This is a genomic window from Actinomyces sp. HMSC075B09, assembly GCF_001812395.1.
In the GTDB taxonomy this organism is placed as follows: Bacteria; Actinomycetota; Actinomycetes; order Actinomycetales; family Actinomycetaceae; genus Gleimia; species Gleimia europaea.
The window spans coordinates 1-21,906 of record NZ_KV808739.1; the positions used below are offsets into that span (position 1 = coordinate 1).

20 protein-coding genes and 1 other RNA gene are annotated in these 21,906 nt (G+C 56.4%); 7 read left to right on the forward strand and 14 right to left on the reverse strand.

Annotation, left to right across the window (positions count from 1 at the left end; translation table 11 throughout):
* Window positions 1–348 precede the first annotated feature (348 nt).
* Window positions 349–1,614 (reverse strand): tyrosine--tRNA ligase, encoded by a 1,266-nt coding sequence (gene tyrS / locus HMPREF2854_RS05960; protein ID WP_070620411.1) that lies wholly within the window; start codon window positions 1,612–1,614, stop codon window positions 349–351.
* 94 nt (window positions 1,615–1,708) lie between these two features.
* Between tyrS and HMPREF2854_RS05965 the strand changes: the two genes are divergently transcribed.
* From HMPREF2854_RS05965 to HMPREF2854_RS05975, 3 genes are all read left to right on the forward strand, one after another.
* The gene (locus HMPREF2854_RS05965; protein WP_070620414.1) at window positions 1,709–2,242 is read left to right on the forward strand and encodes a transcription repressor NadR; all 534 of its coding nucleotides are present in this window, start codon (window positions 1,709–1,711) and stop codon (window positions 2,240–2,242) included.
* 75 nt (window positions 2,243–2,317) lie between these two features.
* Window positions 2,318–3,388, forward strand: coding sequence for a PTS sugar transporter subunit IIC (locus tag HMPREF2854_RS05970; RefSeq protein WP_070620417.1), 1,071 nt, complete (start codon window positions 2,318–2,320; stop codon window positions 3,386–3,388).
* A gap of 34 nt (window positions 3,389–3,422) precedes the next feature.
* On the forward strand, window positions 3,423–4,322 hold the full coding sequence (locus tag HMPREF2854_RS05975; RefSeq protein WP_070620420.1) for a TIGR01777 family oxidoreductase: 900 nt from the start codon (window positions 3,423–3,425) through the stop codon (window positions 4,320–4,322).
* Window positions 4,323–4,379: 57 nt separating this feature from the next.
* On the opposite strand, the gene argH is transcribed toward HMPREF2854_RS05975, so the two are convergent.
* The 10 genes from argH to pheS form a co-directional block, all read right to left on the reverse strand.
* Complete coding sequence (gene argH / locus HMPREF2854_RS05980; RefSeq protein ID WP_070620423.1) at window positions 4,380–5,795, reverse strand: argininosuccinate lyase; 1,416 nt, start codon at window positions 5,793–5,795, stop codon at window positions 4,380–4,382.
* Window positions 5,796–5,800: 5 nt separating this feature from the next.
* Window positions 5,801–7,033, reverse strand: a complete 1,233-nt coding sequence (locus HMPREF2854_RS05985; RefSeq protein ID WP_034510948.1) for an argininosuccinate synthase — start codon at window positions 7,031–7,033, stop codon at window positions 5,801–5,803.
* Entirely contained in the window at window positions 7,030–7,575 is a 546-nt protein-coding gene (locus tag HMPREF2854_RS05990) for an arginine repressor (RefSeq protein WP_034510949.1), read from the reverse strand. The genes HMPREF2854_RS05985 and HMPREF2854_RS05990 overlap by 4 nt, the downstream gene beginning before the upstream one ends.
* On the reverse strand, window positions 7,572–8,777 hold the full coding sequence (locus HMPREF2854_RS05995; RefSeq protein ID WP_070620426.1) for an acetylornithine transaminase: 1,206 nt from the start codon (window positions 8,775–8,777) through the stop codon (window positions 7,572–7,574). Before HMPREF2854_RS05995 ends, HMPREF2854_RS05990 begins: the two co-directional genes overlap by 4 nt.
* A 2-nt stretch (window positions 8,778–8,779) precedes the next feature.
* Window positions 8,780–9,664, reverse strand: coding sequence for an acetylglutamate kinase (argB, locus tag HMPREF2854_RS06000; RefSeq protein ID WP_070620429.1), 885 nt, complete (start codon window positions 9,662–9,664; stop codon window positions 8,780–8,782).
* Window positions 9,661–10,830 (reverse strand): bifunctional glutamate N-acetyltransferase/amino-acid acetyltransferase ArgJ, encoded by a 1,170-nt coding sequence (argJ, locus tag HMPREF2854_RS06005; RefSeq protein ID WP_070620438.1) that lies wholly within the window; start codon window positions 10,828–10,830, stop codon window positions 9,661–9,663. Before argJ ends, argB begins: the two co-directional genes overlap by 4 nt.
* Window positions 10,830–11,900, reverse strand: coding sequence for an Asd/ArgC dimerization domain-containing protein (locus tag HMPREF2854_RS06010; RefSeq protein ID WP_070620441.1), 1,071 nt, complete (start codon window positions 11,898–11,900; stop codon window positions 10,830–10,832). The genes argJ and HMPREF2854_RS06010 overlap by 1 nt, the downstream gene beginning before the upstream one ends.
* Before the next feature lie 86 nt (window positions 11,901–11,986).
* Complete coding sequence (locus tag HMPREF2854_RS06015) at window positions 11,987–12,481, reverse strand: flavodoxin domain-containing protein (RefSeq protein WP_070620444.1); 495 nt, start codon at window positions 12,479–12,481, stop codon at window positions 11,987–11,989.
* Between the two features lie 91 nt (window positions 12,482–12,572).
* Entirely contained in the window at window positions 12,573–15,224 is a 2,652-nt protein-coding gene (pheT, locus tag HMPREF2854_RS06020) for a phenylalanine--tRNA ligase subunit beta (protein WP_070620448.1), read from the reverse strand.
* 2 nt (window positions 15,225–15,226) lie between these two features.
* Window positions 15,227–16,318: a phenylalanine--tRNA ligase subunit alpha gene (pheS, locus tag HMPREF2854_RS06025; RefSeq protein WP_070620451.1), complete on the reverse strand. Its 1,092-nt coding sequence runs from the start codon at window positions 16,316–16,318 to the stop codon at window positions 15,227–15,229.
* A gap of 142 nt (window positions 16,319–16,460) precedes the next feature.
* On the opposite strand from pheS, the gene panB reads away from it, so the two are divergent.
* From panB to ppgK, 3 genes are read left to right on the forward strand one after another with little or no spacing between them, the layout of a single operon-like run.
* Entirely contained in the window at window positions 16,461–17,294 is an 834-nt protein-coding gene (gene panB, locus HMPREF2854_RS06030; protein WP_070620454.1) for a 3-methyl-2-oxobutanoate hydroxymethyltransferase, read from the forward strand.
* Window positions 17,295–17,306: 12 nt separating this feature from the next.
* Window positions 17,307–18,191 carry a type I methionyl aminopeptidase gene (gene map, locus HMPREF2854_RS06035; RefSeq protein ID WP_016445027.1) on the forward strand — a complete coding sequence of 295 codons (885 nt, stop codon included), beginning with the start codon at window positions 17,307–17,309 and terminating at the stop codon, window positions 18,189–18,191.
* Between the two features lie 16 nt (window positions 18,192–18,207).
* Complete coding sequence (gene ppgK / locus HMPREF2854_RS06040; protein WP_070620456.1) at window positions 18,208–18,978, forward strand: polyphosphate--glucose phosphotransferase; 771 nt, start codon at window positions 18,208–18,210, stop codon at window positions 18,976–18,978.
* 63 nt (window positions 18,979–19,041) lie between these two features.
* Here ppgK and rnpB read toward each other — a convergent pair.
* An RNA gene (rnpB, locus tag HMPREF2854_RS06045) (RNase P RNA component class A) lies at window positions 19,042–19,385 on the reverse strand.
* Between the two features lie 31 nt (window positions 19,386–19,416).
* On the opposite strand from rnpB, the gene HMPREF2854_RS06050 reads away from it, so the two are divergent.
* Window positions 19,417–20,199 carry a YaaA family protein gene (locus HMPREF2854_RS06050; protein WP_070620459.1) on the forward strand — a complete coding sequence of 261 codons (783 nt, stop codon included), beginning with the start codon at window positions 19,417–19,419 and terminating at the stop codon, window positions 20,197–20,199.
* A 3-nt stretch (window positions 20,200–20,202) separates the two neighbouring features.
* On the opposite strand, the gene HMPREF2854_RS06055 is transcribed toward HMPREF2854_RS06050, so the two are convergent.
* Together HMPREF2854_RS06055 and HMPREF2854_RS06060 are read right to left on the reverse strand one after the other, a co-directional pair.
* Window positions 20,203–20,931 carry a zinc ribbon domain-containing protein gene (locus HMPREF2854_RS06055; RefSeq protein WP_070620461.1) on the reverse strand — a complete coding sequence of 243 codons (729 nt, stop codon included), beginning with the start codon at window positions 20,929–20,931 and terminating at the stop codon, window positions 20,203–20,205.
* A 77-nt stretch (window positions 20,932–21,008) separates the two neighbouring features.
* Window positions 21,009–21,848, reverse strand: a complete 840-nt coding sequence (locus HMPREF2854_RS06060; protein ID WP_070620464.1) for a Nif3-like dinuclear metal center hexameric protein — start codon at window positions 21,846–21,848, stop codon at window positions 21,009–21,011.
* Between the last annotated feature and the right edge of the window lie 58 nt (window positions 21,849–21,906).

Consider the following 21,906-nt stretch of genomic DNA (forward strand, 5'->3'; position numbering starts at 1 on the left):
ACACACTATCGAGTTCACAAACAACACCCACACACACTCATCCCAACAAAATCTAGTAGGGAAAGAAGTGAGGTGTCACGCCGTTTCTGAGTTTTCACTGCTTGAAACAGCTTCTCTAGCTTACCAGGTTGCAATCACTTGTCAAGATTCCTGACTCGGATCACACTTCCTAGAAGCAGGCCGCGAAGCTTTTGGACTTTGCCCATCTGTCTCGCAACGAGTTTCAACTTTACACATTCACTTTTGGCCGGTCAAACGAATCTGCGGTGACTCCCACCACACGCAAAGTTTGGGCCGGGAGTGTGGGGCATACTTGCCCCACACTCCCGGCCACCAGGTTGAACTTCCCTACTTGGCAGGACGCACTACTGCTAGGTTCCGCCTTCCCTTACGGATCAAAACGGTTCCATCTGCCAAGGCGTCCTCGGCACTAATAATCTGGTTTTCACTCTCAACACGCTCATTGTTTAGGTACGCGCCGCCCGAGGATACTGTTGTGCGCGCGGCACGCTTGCCCTTTTCTAAACCGGCTGCAACCAGAGCGTCCACGATCGTTGCCTCACCAAATGCGACCTCGCCGGCCGGCAACTCCGACGTAGCCGCAGACAAAGTCGCTGCATCAACCTTCTTCAAGTCGCCACTACCCCACAGAGCGTCGGTGGCTTCCAGCACGCGCTGCAAAGTTTCTTCACCGTGAACCAACTTGGTCACCTCAGCTGCAAGAGCTTTTTGCGCCTCACGCTTATACGGGGCATCCTCTACCGTTTTCTCAAGACGCTCAATCTCCGGGCGATCTAGGAATGTGAAAACCTTCAAGAAACGCACCACATCAGCATCATCCACATTCAGCCAGAACTGGTAGAACGCGTACGGCGACAACATGTCCGGATTCAGCCAGACGGCCCCGCCCTCTGATTTACCAAACTTCGTGCCATCCGCCTTCGTGATGAGAGGCGTGGTCATTACGCTGACCTCCACGTCCTCCACCTTGCGAATCAAGTCGAGGCCGCCAACCAGGTTGCCCCACTGATCATCGCCGCCAGTCTCAAGCGTGCAACCGTAACGACGGTAAAGCTGCAGGTAGTCATTAGCTTGGAGGATCTGGTACGAAAACTCCGTGTAAGAAATGCCTTCCTTAGAGCTCAGGCGCCGGGCAACCGCGTCTTTGGAGAGCATCGTTCCCATCCGGAAGAACTTACCCAAATCACGGAGCAAGTCGATAGCGGATAGCTCTGACGTCCAATCCAAGTTGTTCACCATTAGTGCGGCGTTCTCGCCCTCGAAATCAAGGAAGCGCGAAATCTGCTTCTTCAGGCTCTCTACCCAGCCTTCAACAACCTCACGAGGCTGCAATGTGCGCTCGCCCGACATGCGCGGATCGCCAATGAGGCCGGTTGCACCGCCAACCAAAGCCAAAGGACGATGTCCCGCGAGCTGTAGGTGACGCATTAAAATCAACTGGACCAAATGCCCGTGATGCAACGAAGGTGCAGTTGGATCAAAACCGCAATAGAAAGTGACCGGCCCCGAAGACAGTTCCTTACGCAACTTATCTAGATCGGTGTGCTGACGGATCAATCCCCGCCACTGCAGATCATCAATTAGATCGGCCACTTCTATTCCTTCCAAATAACAACATTTTCCGATGGCATTCTAAGCCACCGCCACAATTTTTCACTATTTATCATCTTTTGGCTAACGTGTTCCTATGGTGAGAAAGGGAAATCGCTGTATTAGCAACGACAGGCGTAGCACGATTCTGAGAAAGCTAGAAAGCTCGGACGCTCCTATTTCCGCCACCGCATTTGGAGACCTGCTTGGCGTGACCAGGCAAGTCATCGTCAAAGATATTGCCCTCTTGCGCGCCGAAGGCGTCCCCATCTTTTCAACCAATCGTGGATACCTGCTGATTCGCCCGGTCCAGCTACCTCGACGCGAATTTAAAGTTCGCCACGACTACGGCGAAACCAAAACCGAACTGGCGCTAATTATCGAGCATGGCGGACGCGTGCTGGACATCAAGATCGATCACCCGCAGTACGGAGAAATCAGCGCCGATCTAAACGTGATATCACCCAAGAGTTTGAAAAACTTCCTGGAAAGCTTTGAACGGCCCCAACGTCTCTCTCGACTCACTGACGGCTACCACAAGCATACGGTCGAAGCCGATAGTGAAGAAACACTCGACGCGATTGAGGCGGCGTTAGGCGAACATGGCTTCTTGTCCGAGCCCAAGCAATAATCCGAATTTGGGATAACTCAACGCTCTGATAACGTCTACCTGAGTGTATATACAGTAGCGCTTTGGAGATGGGCGATGAAAATCCCAAATAGAGTAAAAACCTCGGCAAACCGATTCTTTATCGACGGCCTAACCGGCATGGCACATGGCCTTTTTGCCACACTAATCATTGGCACAATTATGGTTTCAATTGGAAACCTGCTCCCCGACGTTGTTGGAAAACCACTGGTGCTGATGGGATCCATCGCCTCCGTTCTGACTGGGGCAGGCATCGGTATTGGTGTCGCACACCGGCTAGAAGCCAGCACCTATGTACTCGCAGGCACCGGAGTTGCGGGCATGGTTGGCGCCCACGCGGGCAAAATCCTCGACGCTGGAGTAGTAGACGGCCTGACCATGCAACTGATCGGCCCCGGAGAGCCTCTCGGAGCTTTTCTTGCCTCGTTCGTAGCCGTTGAAATCGGCCGGGCAGTGTCCGGGAAAACTCCCGTGGACATCCTCGTGACACCGTTTGTAACAATCGTTTCCGGATCACTACTTGGACTTCTAATTGGTCCTCCAATCTCAGCCATGATGCTAAGCCTTGGAGACATCATCAACTGGGGCACCATGCATCGCCCCTTCACAATGGGAATCATCGTTTCCGTGGTCATGGGCATCATCCTCACTCTGCCCATCTCGTCCGCCGCGCTATCGATCATTCTTGGACTATCCGGCCTCGCAGCCGGAGCCGCAACCGTTGGAACCTCCGCACAAATGGTTGGGTTCGCCGTGGCCTCCTACCGCGAAAACAAGGTTTCCGGCCTCATCGCCCAAGGACTTGGAACATCCATGCTGCAAGTACCCAACATCTTGCGCCACCCCCAAATCTGGATCCCACCGATCCTCACCTCTGCTATCCTCGGCCCCATAGCTACAACCGTCTTCCACATGGAGAGCAACGCTGCTGGCGCGGGCATGGGCACCTCCGGCCTAGTCGGCCAAATCATGACTTGGACTGTCATGTCCGAAACCACGAACCCTGCGACGCTACTGGCACTAATCGTTGGGCTCCACTTCGTTGCTCCCGCGCTACTCACGTTAGGGTTTTCCGAAATCATGCGTAAACGCGGGTGGATCAAACCTGGCCAAATGAAGCTACCCTAATGCACACCCGTGCGGGTAGGTGTAACAATGAACCATGCGTAAAAGGATCGTTATAGGCGGCGCGAGCGGCTTTGTTGGCACCGCACTACAAAATGAACTGAAGAACGGCGATTGGGAAGTCACTCGCTTAACGCGTAGCGAACCGGGGCCTGGCGAAGTGCGCTGGCACCCCGACGCCTACGACATCGACCCCCAAGACCTCGCGGGAGTCGATGCTGTGGTTTGTCTTAACGGCGCGCCGCTCGCGCGCTGGCCCTGGACCCACGCATACAAACATGAGCTGGTGAACTCGCGGCTAAAATCAGTCAAAACCCTGGCCGACGCTATTAACTCCCTACCAGAATCCCAGCGCCCCAAAACATTCCTCACCGGCTCCGCAGTTGGCTACTACGGTTCGCGCGACAACGAAGTGTTGGAAGAAGACTCGCAGCCCGCCAATGACTTTCTTGGCGGACTATGCCAAGTGTGGGAGCGCGAATCTCGGCGCGCCAAGGTGAACCGCGTTGTCAACATTCGTACTGGCCTGGTTCTGGAGGATGGCGGAGGTATGCTCCACGCCCTCGAACCCCTGTTCAAAACATTCCTCGGCGGCCGCCTGGGCGACGGGCGACAATGGATGCCCACTATTTCACTACGCGACCACGTGCGCGCGGTGCGGTTCCTGTTAGAGAATTCGCAACTGGAAGGTGCGTTCAACCTGACCGGGCCAAATCCATGCACGAACGAAGAGTTCACAGCCGGGGCAGCCGCCCACTACCGTCGCGTTCCCGGCCCCCCTGTGCCTGCGTTCGCCCTGCGTATGGTACTTGGCGACATGGCCGTGCTTGCCACCTCTTCACAATACGCTGTACCAACAAGACTTCTTGAAGCGGGCTTCCAGTTCAAGGACGAGACCTTGCAGGAGCAACTGCAAAGTTCTACTTACATTAGGTAAAACAAATCGGGCGGGCCTGCGAAAATACCGCAAGCCCGCCCGACTCTTAGAACATCATTAGCTAGATGCGAGGCGGCGCCGGAGCTGCGTAACCTTTTGCTCCAACTCGGCCTTCTGCTCGCGCACCCGGCTTGGAGCCGTACCTCCCCGACCGGCACGGGCCGCAACCGAGCCCTGCGCGGAAAGTACACTCCGGACATCAGCCGTTAAAGCCTCATGAATCCCGCAGAACTCTTCATCCGATAGATCCCACAGTTCACGATCAGTTGCATCTGCAAGCGCCACGCAGCGCCCCGAGATCTCATGCGCATCGCGGAAGGGCACGCCCTTCTTCACCAACCATTCCGCGATATCGGTTGCCAGTGAAAAACCGCGGGGAGCCAGATACTCCATACGATCGGTGTGCAGCGTCATGGTCTGGATCATCCCGGTCATTGCTGGCAAGAGGACATCGAGTGTATCGATCTGATCGAAAACCGGCTCCTTATCTTCTTGCAGGTCGCGATCATAAGCGAGCGGAAGCCCCTTCAAGACAGTCATCAAGCCAGTGAGGTCACCAATCATCCGGCCCGACTTACCGCGCGCAAGTTCTGCAATATCCGGATTCTTCTTCTGCGGCATAATCGACGATCCTGTCGAAAATGAATCATCGAGTGTCACGTACCCAAACTCGACCGTGTTCCAGATGATGATTTCTTCCGCCAAACGCGAAAGGTTCACACCAATCATCGCCGCGATGAAAGAAAATTCGGCGGCCACGTCACGCGCGGACGTGGCGTCAATCGAGTTCTCACAAACCTCGTCAAACCCAAGTTCTGCGGCAATATTGGCCGGATCCATCCCCAGCGTATTACCCGCAAGCGCACCCGCACCGTAAGGGGACTTCGCAGCGCGCTTATCCCAGTCAGAAAGGCGCTCTAAATCCCGGATCAGTGGCCACGCATGCGCCATCAGATGATGGGCGACGAGGACGGGCTGGGCGTGTTGCATGTGGGTACGTCCCGGCATGATTGCCTCACCCGCCTCACCAACTTGATGCAAAATAGCATCCACGAGGTCGAGCACTCGGCCCGACAGGTGCTTTGCCTCATCACGCAAGTACATGCGGATTAGTGTGGCGATCTGGTCATTTCGAGAACGCCCCGCACGCAACTTGCCACCCAGTTCACTTCCGGCGCGTTCGAGTAAGCCACGCTCCAGTGCGGTATGCACGTCCTCATCACCGGGCTGCGGCGCAAACTTGCCGCTCGCCACGTCCTCATCGAGTGAGGAAAGCGCCGCTAGCATGGCGTCAAGCTCTGCTTCGGTGAGCAGGCCGACTCGGCCAAGCTCCCTCGCATGTGCTTTCGAACCAGCAATATCCACTCGGGCTAATCGCCAATCAAAATGGGTAGAAACCGAAAGCGCATCCAACGCCTGCGCGGGCGCGCCGGTGAACCTACCGCCCCAAAGACTAACGTTGTCGTTTGACATATCCCCTACTTGGTTGCCTCGAACGCGTCACCGTGCTCAAAACGAACGTCGCGGGCGGCGGCGAGCTTAGAGCTTAGACCGTAGATCTCAATGAATCCGCGAGCGTGGGACTGGTCAAATGTGTCACCCGTTTCATAGGTGGCCAAGTTAAAGTCATACAGCGAGGTATCAGACTTGCGTCCCGTTACCGTCACGCGGCCACCGTGCAGGACGATACGCACATCGCCGGACACGTAGCTTTGCGTGTGATCAATGAAAGCGTCGAGAGACTGCTTGAGCGGCGAGAACCACTGTGCCTCGTAAACGAGTTCACCCCAGCGCATGTCTACGCGACGCTTGTAGCGGTGCTGCTCACGCTCAAGAGTGACATTCTCCAGCTCCTGGTGCGCCTTAATTAACGTAACCGCACCCGGGGCCTCGTAAATCTCACGAGACTTGATACCAACCATGCGGTCTTCAACGATGTCAATACGGCCAACGCCCTGAGCGCCGGCGCGCGTGTTGAGCTCTTGAATAATCTGCAGGGGCGTGAGCTTGCGGCCATCAATCGCCACGGGGATGCCCTTTTCGAAAGTCAAGACGAGTTCGTCTGGAAGCGGGGGGTAAGTGGGATCATCCGTGTAAGAGTAGACGTCCTTGGTGGGCGCGTTCCACAGATCCTCAAGGAAGCCTGTCTCGATGGCGCGACCCCAAACGTTTTGGTCAATAGAGAACGGGTTTGACTTGGTGGTCTCAATGGGTAGCTTGTGCTTGTTGGCGTAATCGATTGCCACGTCGCGAGTAAGTGCGAGGTCACGAACCGGAGCAATACAATCCAAGTCCGGCGCGATCGAGGTAAACGACACTTCGAAACGAACCTGATCATTGCCCTTACCCGTACACCCGTGTGCCATCGTAGTGGCCCCAAATTCGCGGGCCGCCTTCACCAGGTGGCGGGAAATCAGCGGGCGAGAAAGCGCAGAAACCAGAGGATATTCACCCTGGTAGAGGCCGTTTGCCTTCAGCGCTGGCATACAGTAATCGTTAGCGAACTCGTCACGCGCATCAGCTACGTAGGCCTCAACGGCACCGCAGTCTAGAGCACGCTGGCGAATCACCTCAAGATCCTCACCGCCCTGGCCCACGTCAACGGCAACGGCGATAACTTCCGCGCCTGTACGCTCCCCGATCCAACCGATCGCAACAGAGGTATCTAGACCGCCCGAGTAGGCAAGAACAATCCGGTTTTTCTTACTCATTTATTTTCTTCTTTCTGTAGCTCTTGGCTGGAAGTTTTAACGCCTTCCGCATATTTGAGTAGCTTGTCGCAGTACGCCTGCGCGGCCTCATCTGATACGCATACGACGATAATCGTGTCATCTCCCGCAACGGATCCGAGTACCGTTTCATCCCTAGAAAAGTCGATAGCCGAGCCGAGGAGGTTAGCAGCTCCCGCCGGGGTGCGAAGCACCACCAAGTTGTTTGCTGTGGCTCCTCCTACCAGCAGATCCTGGCACCAGCGCTGCAACTTCTGTTCCGCGCCTTCCTCGCCCCATTCCACCGGTCGCTCCGGGTTAGCCAGCGCATAGATCTGGCGTCCGTCCACGCCTCTAACCTTTGTTGCTCGCACTTCCAAAAGATCACGTGAAAGCGTTGCTTGAGCAACGAAAATGCCGACCTCTTCTAATGCTTCGCGCAAATCCGACTGAGACGCGATCTGCCGGGTTGCGAGGATCTGTTCAATCGCCGCGTGCCGCCCAGCCTTCGAGGCTGGCGTGCGGGTGTTATCCGAATCTTTCACAGCTCTCCTTCGCTATAGCTTCTTGAAATAATGCCGGGCAAGGCCGCCGTGAACGCATCCGCCTGCTCCCCGGTAAGTATCAGTGGTGGCGCTATCCGGATGGTTGTGGGATTGGCCGCGTTAATGATAAACCCGCTGGCTTGCGCCACCTTAACAGCCATGCCGGCACGCGGTTCATCAATTTCAATGCCGACCAGCAAGCCGCGGCCTCTAACCTGTTTAATATGCGGATTCTTGAGAGCACGGATGCTATCCATCCACTGATCCCCCAAGATTCGTGCATGTTCGAGGAGGCCATCGGACTTGATCGTACGAATCACCGCGAGCGCCGCAGCCGCGGCAACGGGGTTACCTCCAAACGTGGTTCCGTGCATACCCGGCTTCAAAACCGCGCTTGCAACGGAAGATAAAGTAATCGTTGCGCCGATCGGAACTCCCCCACCGAGTGCTTTTGCAAGGGTCACAACGTCTGGAACCACCCCGGCGCTATGATGGGCCATCCACTGTCCTGTACGCCCCATTCCGGTTTGCACCTCGTCTACAACGAGGAGCGCTTCGTTTCGATCACACAGTGTGCGCGCCCGCGTCAAGAAATTAGGCGGAACCTCGATTACTCCCGCCTCACCCTGAATCGGCTCGAGGAAAACACCCGCAACATTACCTGCGGAAAATGCCTTCTCTAAAGCGATAGTTGTAGGCTCGATCCACTCTATATTCGAGATGAGGGGTGCGAAAGGCTCCCTATAAGCCGGCTTGTACGTAAGGGACAGCGCCCCGAGAGATCGGCCATGGAATGCGTTTTTTAACGCAAGAATGCGATTCTTACCAGTAGCGTTCCCGTGCGCCTTTACGATCTTCAAGGCGGCCTCGTTTGCCTCTGTTCCCGAGTTTGAAAGAAACACTTTGGCTTGGCCAGATCCGCCCACGATCTCACGCAGTGCTTCGCCCAGTTCGATTTGGGGCATCGTTGCGAAGAAATTCGAGGCGTGCACCAGCGTGCGCACCTGCTTTTCAACCGCCTGCGCAATAGCCGGATGGGCGTGGCCAAGTGCATTCACAGCGATTCCGCCCAGCAAGTCCATGTACGTGTTGCCATCCGCATCTTCCACGTACACGCCCTCCCCACGGGTCAACACCATCGCAGGAACACCAAACACGCCGAGCATAGATTCCTCATAGCGGGCAAGCCAGTTTGAATCCACAGCTACCCCTCCTCGGTAATCATCGTGCCCACGCCCTCGTCGGTGAAAACCTCTAGGAGCATCGAGTGGGGAACGCGTCCGTCAATCACATGCACCTGCTCAACGCCGCCTGCAAGCGCAGACAAAGCGGCCTGCGCCTTCGGGATCATTCCCGCAGCAAGCGATGGCATCAACTCTTCAAGTTGCGCGCGGCTCATCCGATTAAGCAGCGAAGATTTATCTTCAAAGTCTTGGTAAATCCCCTCCACGTCCGTAAGCATAATGAGTTTTTGCGCTCCCACGGCCACCGCGATCGCCGCCGCAGCCGCGTCAGCGTTAACGTTAAGCACATCGCCTGGAGAATCCTCATCAATCGCAATCGACGAGATCACCGGGATACGGCCATGACTAACAAGATCCTCTACAGGCGCTGGGTTTACCCCCGCCACGTCACCGACCTGCCCCAAATCTACCGGTTTACCATCAACGACCTGCACCTTGCGACGTGCGTGTAACAGTGCGGCGTCCTCACCAGACAACCCCACTGCAGCGATCGAGCGTTCATTCAGGAGTGATACGAGTTCGCGCTGCACTTTTCCAGCCAGGACCATGCGCACCACCTCCATCACTTCAGGCGTTGTCACGCGAAAGCCATCCGCAAACGGGGCCTGTAGCCCTAGGCGATCCAGCATTTCGGTGATTTGTGGGCCGCCCCCATGCACCACTATTGGATGCACGCCCCACGTATGCAAAAACGACACGTCAACCGCACATGCGCGTTGCAACTGCGGCGAGATCATTGCATTGCCACCATATTTGATCACAACTTTGCGGCCCGAATAACGCCGCAGCCATGGCTCGGACTCAAGCAAAATCTTGGTCTTGTCCAATGCTGAAAGATTACTCATGATGTGTATGCACTGTTCTCGCGTACGTACGCGTGCGTCAAGTCCGTTGTGTAAACGGTTGCTGAACTATTGCCAGCACCCAGGTCGATCTCTATCTTGACCTCCTGGGATGCCGCCAAATCAAGCGATTCCTTAGGATCACCGACACTGCCGTTCTTGCAAATCATCACGCCGTTGATTGAAACATTTACCTTGCCCACATCAAACGGAGCTACCCAGCTTGGAACCGTGCCGATCTGCGACAAAATGCGCCCCCAGTTTGGGTCATTTCCAAAAATTGCGGTCTTCATCAAGTTTGAACGAGACACCGCACGTGCCACTTCGACTGCGGCCACCTCACTACTTGCACCACTAACCGTGATGTCTACGAAATGCTCAGCCCCCTCCGCGTCATCACGAAGCATCTTCGCCAGCTTTGTGCAAGCCTGCTCCAATGCAGTAGCGAAAGTAGCCTCATCTGGCGTAATCCCCGATTCTCCCGAAGCGAGCACTATCACCGTATCGTTAGTGGACATACATCCGTCCGTATCGAGGCGGTTGAAACTCACCTGGACGGCGTGACGAAGGGCGCTATCAAGAGCTTCATTATCAATAACCGCGTCGGTTGTTATCATGCACAGCATGGTGGCAAGTGCAGGAGCCAGCATCCCCGCCCCCTTGGCCATACCTCCAACGCGCCACCCGTCCACCTCAATCTGGACCTCTTTTGGAACGGTATCGGTTGTCATGATTGCCGAGGCCGCGCTGGTTGCGCCCGATACCTCAAGGCCGCTCACCAAGGCTGGAATCGCCCGGGTGATAGCCGCCGTATCAAGGTACTCTCCGATCACTCCTGTGGAGCAAACCACTATTTTTGCCTGGTCCACACCCGCCGCAAGGGAAAGCTCATTCACGCAAGCTTCCACATCCTTTCGGCCTTGCTCTCCCGTACAGGCGTTAGCGTTACCCGAATTGAGCAATACGTGTGTAACCACGCCGTTTCGCATCTGTGCGCGCGAGAATTTAACGGGCTCTGCCTCTACACGGTTCGATGTAAAAACTGCGGCCGCTGCCGGTAAAATCCCCTCGTTTACTACCAGAGCGAGATCTTTACCTCCGGATGCTTTTAAACCCGCTGCGATTCCGGCCGCCGCAAAGCCCTTTGGGAAACAAACACCCGTGACCATCACAACACTCCGTTCATGTAGATGCCGAGGCACTCGTCGAAACCAAACGCCAAATTAGCCGCTTGAACCGCGGCAGCTGCAGTTCCCTTGCCCAGATTGTCGATCGCTGTCATCGCCGTGAGAACACCCGTATTCGGGTTCACTCCCGCCCACACCTGCGCGCGGCCGGTTCCTACCACCGGACCAGATTGAGGGTAAGCCGGGGAAAGATCGATCAGTTTCTCTGCGCCGTAGACGGCCGAGTACGCCTCTTGCAATTCGGAAGTCGACACACCATCCGTGGCAGCGTTCACCACTGCAACGATCCCTCGCGAAGTGGGAACGAGGACGGGAGTCATCTCCACCTCAATTTCGCCCGCTCCGCAAACCTGTAGATTTTGCACAATCTCGGGAATATGGCGGTGCTTTCCAACTGCTGAGTACGGCGCAATGTTGGAAAGTGCACTGGTTGCCATCAAATGTGGCTTGGCGCTGCGCCCCGCGCCGGAATAGCCAACGGCAAGCGTAGCCACAAGTGACCCGGAGCTAACAAATCCCGCCGCCACAGCCGGCATCATTGCAAGCGTCACCGCAGTAACGTTACAACCGGGCACTGCCACGGCGCGTGAGTTTTTGAGGATTTTGCGTTGAGTATCCGCCTTTTTCTGCTTCCCGGAGAGAATTGCGTCCGCCTCATCAGCGTGGACAAGTTCGGGCATCGCATAGTCCCACGCCCGCATGTGCGGGCCGCCGTAGAATTGCTGCCACGACTCCTTTGACTTGAGACGGTGATCCGCACCCGCATCGATCACCACTGGGCCGCCTTCCAGTGCGCTAGTAATCTCTGCAGATTTACCATGCGGAAGGGCCACAAAAACCAGATCGAGAGACGACAGAGCATCAACTTCAAACGGTTGAATAATCTTGTCGGCTAAAGCTGGAATATGCGGGTTCAAATCACCAAACCGAGTGCCCGCAGAAGAAGCGGCAACAAGCACGCGGACATCGAAATGCGGATGTTCACTCAGAATACGGGCGATCTCGCTACCCGCAAAGCCCGATGCGCCAACAATGCCAACAGAAACACTCATGCGAATAACTATAACATGCTATGAATAGTTATCAACTAAGTGTTTATATAGTGAATCCCCGACCCGAAAACGAGCCGGGGATAGTCTCAGCCCAGAGACTTTACATCTTTAGCAACAGAGCGCGCCCACCCACGAATGTCATCCCAATCGCGGAAGTCGCCTTCAACTGCGCCGCCAAGACGAGCAATCGTGCGCTCACGCAACGTCAGCTTGGACGGGTCGAGACATCCTGAGAATTGCTTGTTCATCCGCGGTTGCACACCGATCTGGGTGGCGCCCACGCGAGCCGGATCCTTCACGAGCCCTGTGGGAACTGAAGACAGCCCCGCAGAGAACGTCCACAGATGCTTCTCAAACAACTCCGCTTGATGTTCCTTCATGAAGGTACGCATCGACTCTTCCCACTGCGTCATGTGAACGGAAGAACCGAGCACAACACCGCCGTACTCAGAAATGTCCTTCGCGTCCGCAGCATTGACAATGTCTACATCAACACCTTCGCTACGCATCTCCTCGTAAATCGCATTGGCGATGTCACGGGTAGATCCGTGGCGAGATGCCCATACAACCAAAATCTTCATAGCTCTAGTTTGCCCTATTTATTACCGATAGCACAGTTTGAGACAGGGAGTTCACACCACAAATCGAAGCGCGAACTCCCCGCTCAACCAGTTAGGCGCGCAGTTTTGCGCCAAGCTGGTTAGAAAGACGCGTGATTATCGCTTCCCTGACCTTTGCCGTCTCATCCGACTTCAACGTGTGGTCGGCAGCGCGCATCCGGAGTGCGAACGCCAACGATCGCTTGCCTTCATCGATTTGCGAACCACGGTATTCGTCAAACAACTCCACGCCTTCCAGCAAATCTCCCCCGGCGGCGTAGATCGCATCAACCACCATCGAGACGGGAATATCCGCATCCAGCACAACGGCAATATCTTCCTTCACCACGGGGAAAGTGGAAACGGCAGAAACCGTAATCGGGTTGGCCGGCATTGCCTTGATCAATGCATCGAGATCTAGCTCAAGTGCGCCCGACCGCTTAGGCAAACCGTATTCCTTAACCACGGCCGGATGAAGCTCGCCCGCGCGACCAACTTCAACCAAATTCTTTTTCTGCCTGACGAACAGCACTGCACAGCGGCCCGGGTGCCACGGAGCGGCTTCCTCCGGGGTAGCAACCGGCTTCGGAGCAGGCTTTCCGTGGGGCAACTGAACCTGCGGATCGCGGTACAGCGGCGCAACCTCTACTTGCACGCCCAAAGCAGAACCGACAGCGAGGGCAGCCTCTAAAACATCAGCCCAACCGAAGTCCCGAGCCCCTGCACGAATGGCACTGCCAACCGCTGACCCACCGGCAACGAGACCAAGGTGCCACGGCTGTTTAGGAGTTCCGCGATGAAGGGCACCAATCTCACGGCCACTGGGGCGCTGCTCTGCCGAAGGAATAGGAGAAGGCTTCGTACCCTGCGGGCGCGTAACCATGCCCAGCTCGAAAACGCGAACTGATTCAGCACCGCGGGCAGCGTTGCGCTGCGCCGTTTCCAGTAGCGTATCGATGATGGAAGAGCGCAGATTGGGCGCGCCATCCACTAGCGGGTTACGAAGAGTAACCACCTCTCTACGCTCATCGCCATCCAGAATGCGCTGGCGATCGTGCGCGTCGCCAATGAATGGGTAGGATCCGACCTCGACAAAACCGCGGTCTGCAAGCGTGCGTGCCGCGAACCGGCGGGCCACCTGTGCCTTGGGCAATCCAACACCGGCTGGCGCCTTAGGCAGTACCGGTTCGATATTGTCGTAGCCGTCAAGGCGCGCGATCTCTTCTACAAGGTCACAAGGCTCCGTCAAATCCGGCCTCCACGAGGGAGCCATCACGGAAAGATTATCTTCACGGCGTTCGACCGTTGCACCAATAGTTTCGAGGAGCTCGATAACGCGCTGCTCACCGTACTCCACGCCGGTTAAGCGAGCTGGTTCAGACAGCCTCATGTCGATAGCTTCGCGCCTGGGAACTTCGTTGTAATCAGTAACCGGTGAATCCGCTACGCCACCGCCGTACTCAACCAGCAGATCAACCACGCGTTGTGCTGCAACCGGCGGGAGCTCTGGATCCACCCCTCGTTCAAAGCGTTTTGCAGCCTCCGAAGGAATCTTGTGGCGCCGCGATGTACGCGCAATAGAGACAGCGTGGAAGTGCGCGGCCTCAACCAAAACATCAGTAGTGGCCTCCTCGACTTCTGAATACTGGCCACCCATCACGCCAGCCAGACCAAGAATCCGGCTACCGCGCTGGCCGTTAGGGCTATCGGTAATCAGAAGGTCTTCCGAATCGAGCTTGCGTTCGACCTCATCGAGGGTCACGAGGGTCTCGCCACCGTTCGCGCGGCGCACCACTATAGGCTCCGCGAGCGCCGCCAAATCGTATGCGTGTAGCGGTTGGCCGAGATCTAACATCACGTAGTTGGTGATGTCGACCGGTAGCGAGATGGAGCGCATCCCCATCGCTTCCAGACGCTTAACCATCCATGCTGGCGTCGGCGCATTTGGGTTGATACCATGCACGATGCGGGTAACGAACCTATCGCAACCTACCCTGCCATGAATCGGAGAGCTATCATCAACCTCGATCTTGAAACCTTCAGCGTTAGCAGCCGGAGGCTGTGTCTTTAGATTTTGAGCAAGACCTGGGTCTGTGAACTCCGCTCCTGTCGAATGCGAGTATTCCCTTGCGACCCCGCGCATGGAAAAACAGTAGCCTCGATCTGGCGTGACATTGATTTCCAACAGTTCTTCACCCAGGCCGAGAAGACCAATAACGTCCTCACCTGGTGCAGGAATCTCGCTTTCATCAAATTTTTCTGTGAGCACGATAATTCCATCGTGCTCATCCGACAGGCCAAGTTCGCGTTCTGAACAAATCATGCCGTCAGAAATGTGGCCGTAGGTCTTGCGTGCAGAAATAACGAAATCACCCGGAAGGACGCCGCCCGGAAGGACAACTACAACCAGGTCTCCCACTTTGAAGTTATGGGCACCGCAAATAATGCCGCGTGAGGGCAGATCCGAAGGCTCTTTGCCCTCACCGGGCGCATCATTGTGAACTCCAACATCCACGCGGCAGTAGTTAATAATCTTGCCGTTGGACTGCTCTTTAGCTTCCAACGTAAGGACACGACCAACCACCAGCGGGCCTTGCACAGCTGCACGGTGAATCGTCTCTTCTTCCAAACCAACCTTCACCAGATCGGAGGCGAGGCGCTGTGCATCAGTGCCGGGGAGAACCTCCACATGATCGCGAAGCCAAGAAATCGGTACGTTTGGCATTCTTAGTTCCCCTTCCCCGTTGTTCCGAACTGGAGGGAGAATCTTTGATCGCCCTCCACAATGTCATGCATGTCAGCAATCTCGTGGCGCAACATCAAGGTGCGCTCAAGCCCCATGCCAAAAGCGAAGCCCGTGTATTCATCAGGATCGATACCGCAGGCGCGTAGCACGTTCGGGTTGACCATGCCGCAACCGCCCCACTCAATCCAGCCGGCGCCGCCCTTCTTCTGCGGGAACCAAAGGTCCATCTCTGCGGACGGCTCCGTAAATGGGAAGAACGACGGGCGCAGGCGAGTCTTGGCCTCGGGGCCAAACATCGCCTTCGCGAAGTGGTCCAAAGTGCCCTTCAAGTGCACCATCGTTAGCCCCTTATCCACCGCGAGGCCCTCCACCTGGTGAAATACGGGAGTGTGCGTGGCGTCAAGCTCATCGGAACGGAACACCTTGCCCGGCACCGCTACGTACAGGGGCAAATCATGCGAAAGCAACAAACGTGCCTGGACGGGCGACGTGTGCGTGCGAAGCACCAGATTCGCATCACCCTCAGTCTCGCCGCCAACCGAGCGACCATCGATATAGAACGTGTCCTGCATCTGCCTTGCAGGGTGATCAATGTCAAAGTTCAACGCGTCGAAGTTGAACCACTCGTGTTCAACCTCCGGCCCCTCGCCTATCTCCCAGCCCATCGAAGTAAAGAAATCCGCCACCTCTTCAATCAAAACCTGAAGCGGGTGACGCGCGCCCTCGGGCTGACGCTTTACCGGAGCGGTTACATCCACAGCCTCCATGGCCAAAACGCGAGCTTCTTCTTCAGCCTCCAACAAGGCCTTTCGCTCATCGAGAGCGGCGGTGATTGCAGCACGCGCTTTTCCAACCGCCTTACCTGCGGTTGCCTTCTGCGCCCCCGGGAGTCCGCCGATTACGCGACTTGCAAGCGCCACCGCAGACCCATCACCGAAGTGCTCCCGCTTGGCCTGCGCCAATTCCTCTAGAGTCGACGCACTACCAATAGCCTCCAAAGCACGCTGCACAGTCGCATCCATTTGCTCAGCGTCCAAAGGGTTTACTTCTACATTCTCATCAATGTTCGACATATCAATCCTTGTCGCTTATCAACGACTACCAGACTAGCGCCTAAGGCCTCTAACTGCGGAATTGTTCCAATTTGCTAGACAAACCCATAGCTTGCAAAACACATGAAGTGACTTTTGCGCGCTACCGCGCATAATTGAAAACATGACGAGTGTAGATACAGCCCAAGAATCGTTCAAAGAACCGAAGAAGTGGCGCATGCATCACCTTGCGATGGCTAAAAGTGCCGGTCGCAAACTTACGATGATAACCGCTTACGACGCCCTCACCGCGCCCATTTTTGAAGAGGCAGGTGTGGACATGATCCTCGTTGGAGACAGTTACGGCAACGTTCAGCTGGGCTACGGTTCAACCATTCCCGTCCTCATGGAGGATATGGAACGCGCAACCGCGGCTGTGGCTCGCTCCATAAACCGGCCAATCGTTGTGGCCGACCTGCCGTTTGGAGCGTATGAGGCGGACTCGAAGGAAGCATTCGATAATGCTGTTCGCCTAATCCGTGTTGGAGCCAATGCCGTCAAGCTCGAGGGGGGCGCGGAAATCGCACACACCGTCGCACTACTAACCCAAGCGGGCATCCCCGTTGTGGGGCACCTTGGATTCACACCGCAGTCCGAAAACGCCCTGGGAGGCCCCCGAATGCAAGGGCGCGGCGAAGCGAAGCAGAAGATGATTGACGACGCGCTTGCCCTCCAAGCAGCTGGCGCGGTTGCCATCGTCCTCGAACTCGTACCCGCCCCGGTTGCCAAAGCCGTGACCGATGCCCTGCATGTTCCTACTATTGGGATTGGAGCGGGACCGGACACGGACGGGCAGGTACTTGTCTGGGCAGACATGGCCGGCATGTACGAGTGGGTGCCGAGCTTCGTCAAGAAGTTCGCGAACCTTCGCGAAAGCCTAAAAGACGCGGTTACTGCCTACACCAAAGAAGTGAAGGACGGATCCTTCCCCGGCCCGGACCATTACAAAACCAACTAGAGAGCAAGATTCATGACCTCCGCATCACAGCTGGCGCTTCGCGCCCCGCTCGGCAACACAAAACCAGGACTCATCTCTCCTAAGCGACACGTCCCAGACCACATTGAACGACCCGAATATCTGTTTCATGACGGGCCTGAGGTGGTTACCACCTCTGATATCAAAACGCCTGAAACCATTGCGAAGATCCGCCGGGCCGGCAAAATCGCGGCCGACGCACTAGCTAAAGCCGGCGAGGCTGTAGCACCTGGCGTGACCACTGACCACTTGGATCAAATAGTTCACGACTACATCATCGGGCAAGACGCCTACCCTTCCTGCCTTGACTACATGGGCTTCAAGAAATCGTGTTGCACCTCTATCAATGAAGTGATTTGCCACGGGATCCCCGACTCGCGCCCCCTAGAAGAGGGCGACATTGTCAACATCGACGTAACCGCCTACATCGACGGGGTACACGGCGACACTTGCGCCATGTTTACCGTTGGTGAGGTTGATGAGGAATCTCGCCTGCTTTGCGAGCGCACCGAGAAAGCTATGTATCGCGGGATTAAGGCAATCGCGCCTGGCCGTGAAATCAACGTGATTGGTCGGGTCATTGAAAAGTACGCCAAGCGCTTCGACTACGGTGTGGTGCGCGACTACACGGGGCACGGCGTTGGCGAAGCCTTCCACTCCGGCCTCATCATCCCTCACTACGATTCGCCGCGCGCAACCGAAATAATGGAAGTTGGCATGGTCTTCACCGTTGAGCCAATGCTCACTCTCGGTTCCATCGAATGGGAGCAGTGGGACGACGACTGGACGGTTGTCACCAAAGACCGATCTCGTACCGCCCAGTTTGAACACACGATCGCAGTTACCGAGGACGGCGCCGAGATCCTCACCCTGCGCTAAAACTAAGGAGCACACCATGGAACAAGCAGTGGAACAAAACCTTGCTTTTGGCATAGACATTGGCGGATCCGGCATCAAGGGAGCCGTGGTCAACCTTGACACCGGCGAGTTCGCCACGGAACGCGTGCGCATTCCTACGCCAAAAAAGTCCACTCCCAAAGCCGTAGCGCAAACCTGTAAAGAACTGATTGACCAGTTTGATTTGCCTGTTGCCATGCCTGTTGGCATCACGTTCCCCGCCCCTGTCTCGCACGGCGTGGTTCTGTTCATGGCCAACTTGCACAAGTCGTGGGAAGGCGTGAACGTCATCGAGCTTATGGAAGCAGAACTTGGCCGCAAGGTCTATCCCGTCAATGATGCAGACGCCGCCGGTTATGCCGAAGTTGTTTACGGCGCAGCCAAGGGCGTTGACGGCCTCGTTATTGTTACCACGCTCGGCACCGGCATTGGTACCGCGATGATCTACAACGGACAACTGCAGCCGAATACGGAGCTCGGCCACGTTGAGATTGATGGTTACGATGCGGAATCCCGGGCCTCATCGGGAGTGCGCACGGCTGAAGGCCTGTCGTTTAAGAAGTGGGCGAAGCGACTCACCAAGTACTATTCCCACCTGGAGATGCTGTTCACTCCCGACCTGTTTGTAGTGGGCGGCGGCGTGTCTAAGAAGCATGACCGGTTCATGCCGCTCATCGACATCAAAACACCCATGGTTCCCGCCAAGCTATTCAACACTGCGGGCATCGTAGGCGCCGCGGCTCTAGCCAAACGTTATCTAACCGCATAGATCGCTTAGGTTTTGCGCCGCCCTCATTCATTGATAAATGAGGGCGGCGCGTTTAAGTAAAGGCGGAGAAGACGGCCTGTAAGCCGGATTCTGTTCCAGGGCGAAGCCCCTTCGATGACCATCTATCTCGGGCCGTTGTTACCAGCGGCCTCTAGCAACCTACCCGCGCGCTTTGGACGGACAGCCCGGCACGCTGCTTGGTTTTGCTCCCGGTGGGGTTTACCCTGCCAGCCCAGTCACCTGGGCCGCGGTGGTCTCTTACACCACCTTTGCACCCTTACCCAAAAACGGGCGGTTTGTTTTCTGTGGCACTATCCCGCGAGTCACCCCGGGTGGCCGTTAGCCACCACCGTGTCCTGTGGAGTCCGGACGTTCCTCGACAATGTCGCGGCCATCCAGCCATCTTCTCCGCCGCTCAAGTCTACTAGAGTTGGACGCATGCTTGTACTTTTACCTCCATCCGAAGGCAAGACCCTTCCCGCTTCGACCGTCAATTTTGATGCCGACGCGATCGCCCCGTTTTCCACGCAGCTCGCAGATGCACGCCAGAGCGTGCTCGATTGCTTGATTGAAACTTCTGCGCGACGCGACGCCCTGGAAATCCTAAAAGTAGGCAAGACCATTGCCGACGAGGTTGAAGCGAACAAACACCTGCGTTCAGCACAAGCTGGCCCCGCTTGGCAAGTTTATTCAGGCGTACTTTACGAAGCTGGCCGATTTGGCGAGATTGGTGCGCAGTACACGGCGAGCCCGGACTTTGAGATCTGGGTTCAATCTGCCCTATTCGGAGTGGTAGACCTGGCCTGCCCCATCCCGCCCTACCGCCTATCAATGGATACGAAACTACCGGGTCTAGGCAATCTTGCCCCATGGTGGAAGAAGCACCTAGAAACCCTCATGGGACAGCACGCCCACCATCGCGTAGTGGTTGATGCGCGCTCTGGTGCGTATCAAAAAGCCTGGCCGGGCACGTCCGCCGAATGTGACCTCATCCGAGTGAATGCGGTGCGCGAACGCGACGGGAAACGCACCGTGGTTTCACACAATGCGAAGAAATACCGCGGAATCCTCGCTGGCGCTCTATTGGAGCACGCGAGCGAGGCTGACGGGTCCATCGATTTTGTGCTCGATACCGCGCGTTCACTAACCGGCGCCGATTTTACGGGCATCGAAGTTAGACAACGCCGCGATTTTCTCGAGCTCGTGATTGTGACGAGCTAGCGCCTACTCGGTTTTGATGATGATTGCTTCAAGCTCGTCGGACATGAGCACTTCATCCTCAGCAAGCATCGTGATGTCATGCCATTCCGATTCAGGAAGATCCACAACCATGCCCACGATTTGGCGGCCCTTCGCCTCGTACACGCCGATGCCACCCGTGCGCTCGCGGTAGTACTCGTATTCATCCAGCAACTCAGAGTCGATTTCGCCCGCAAGTTCGCCACGTTTTGCAAGCTTTTCGTTAAGCTCAGCTTCGACCTCGCCCATCGCATCTTGAAGCTGCGCGATTGCGGCCTGCTCATCGGTTCCAACGGCTTCGGTCTGGCGGTCTAGTTCCAAAACGGTTTCCTGCGCGGCCTCGAACGAAGCCATAACGTCGATCAGTTCATTTTCGAGGACGTTGCGGCGCTGAGCCATCTGGTTCAGCTCGTGTTGCATGGCGGTGAGGTCCTTGTGGGATCCTTCACCTGCGGCGAGGCGCTCGCTCATCACATCTTGACGGGAGGTGAGGCGCTCCAAATCATTCTCAACCCGCTTCACTTCACGGTTTGCGTCCGTTGCGGCGGAGCGCGCGGTTACTTTTGCGCGCTCCAGGTCAGCTTTTCGCCCCTCAAGCGCGTCGAGCACTTTGACCGCCGGGTGTTTACTGCGGGCCGCGCGCAACTGCAAGATCCGCGTGTCAACCTGTTGTAGTTCAAGAAGTTTCACCTGGTCCGCTTTTGAAGCTTTCACTATGCCCGCTCTTTCACTCGGTAGTGCTTTTAGTTCTAATCAAAGTGTATTAGGCTGACGCGCCCTACCCCAATAGTTTATCCAAGGGTTTCCAGGTGCAGGTTCCACGGTTCGGTAACAAATCGCGAAACATCCACCTGTAGTTGCACACCCGCATCCGTGGCAGCTTCTTCAAGATCATCTGCCAAGTGCGGTAGCCACAGCCATTCAGTTGCCCAATGCGAACCGCAGATGAGGGCCGGGCCACCCTCTTCGAGGTGTTCACTGGCCGGATGGTGACGCAGGTCCGCGGTGACGTATACATCGGCCCCAAGCTCGCGGGCGCGCGCGAGGAACGAGTCGCCCGACCCTCCTGACACGGCAACAGTTCTGACCGGCGCATCAAGATCGCCGCCGGGCGCGCCCACGAAAATACCGTGCGGACCAGCGGGGAGCGCTCTTGCCACGCGATCAGCGAACTCCCGTAGCGTTTGCGGCGCCTCGAGCTTGCCGATGCGGCCCAAACCGCGAGCGGTACCCGCCTCGTCCTCATCGATGGGATCAAATGGTTCGCCTTCAATACCGACCGCCTGCGCCAGCGCCCAGGCCACGCCGCGTGCCGCCGAATCAGCGTTGGTGTGTGCGTTCATGAGGGCCACGTCAGATTTGATGAGATCGTGCACAATCCTGCCCTTGTAATCTAAACGCGACACGAAGCTGGTGCCGCGCAGGTATAGAGGATGGTGCGTAATTAGCATGTCGTAGCCGTCCTCAATCGCCTGCGTGACCGTTTCAGCAACGGGATCAACAGCCAGGAGGATCTTGCTTACCTTCTGGTCAGGATCCCCGACGATCAAGCCGTTCTTATCCCACGACTCTTGGAGGCGCTGCGGGTAGCGGGCCTCCATAATTTCCATAACATCAGAAACAGTCCACATGCCTCGAGACTACCGCACGAACCAAACCAAATTACCGGGTCTGCAGCCGGCCTCTCAG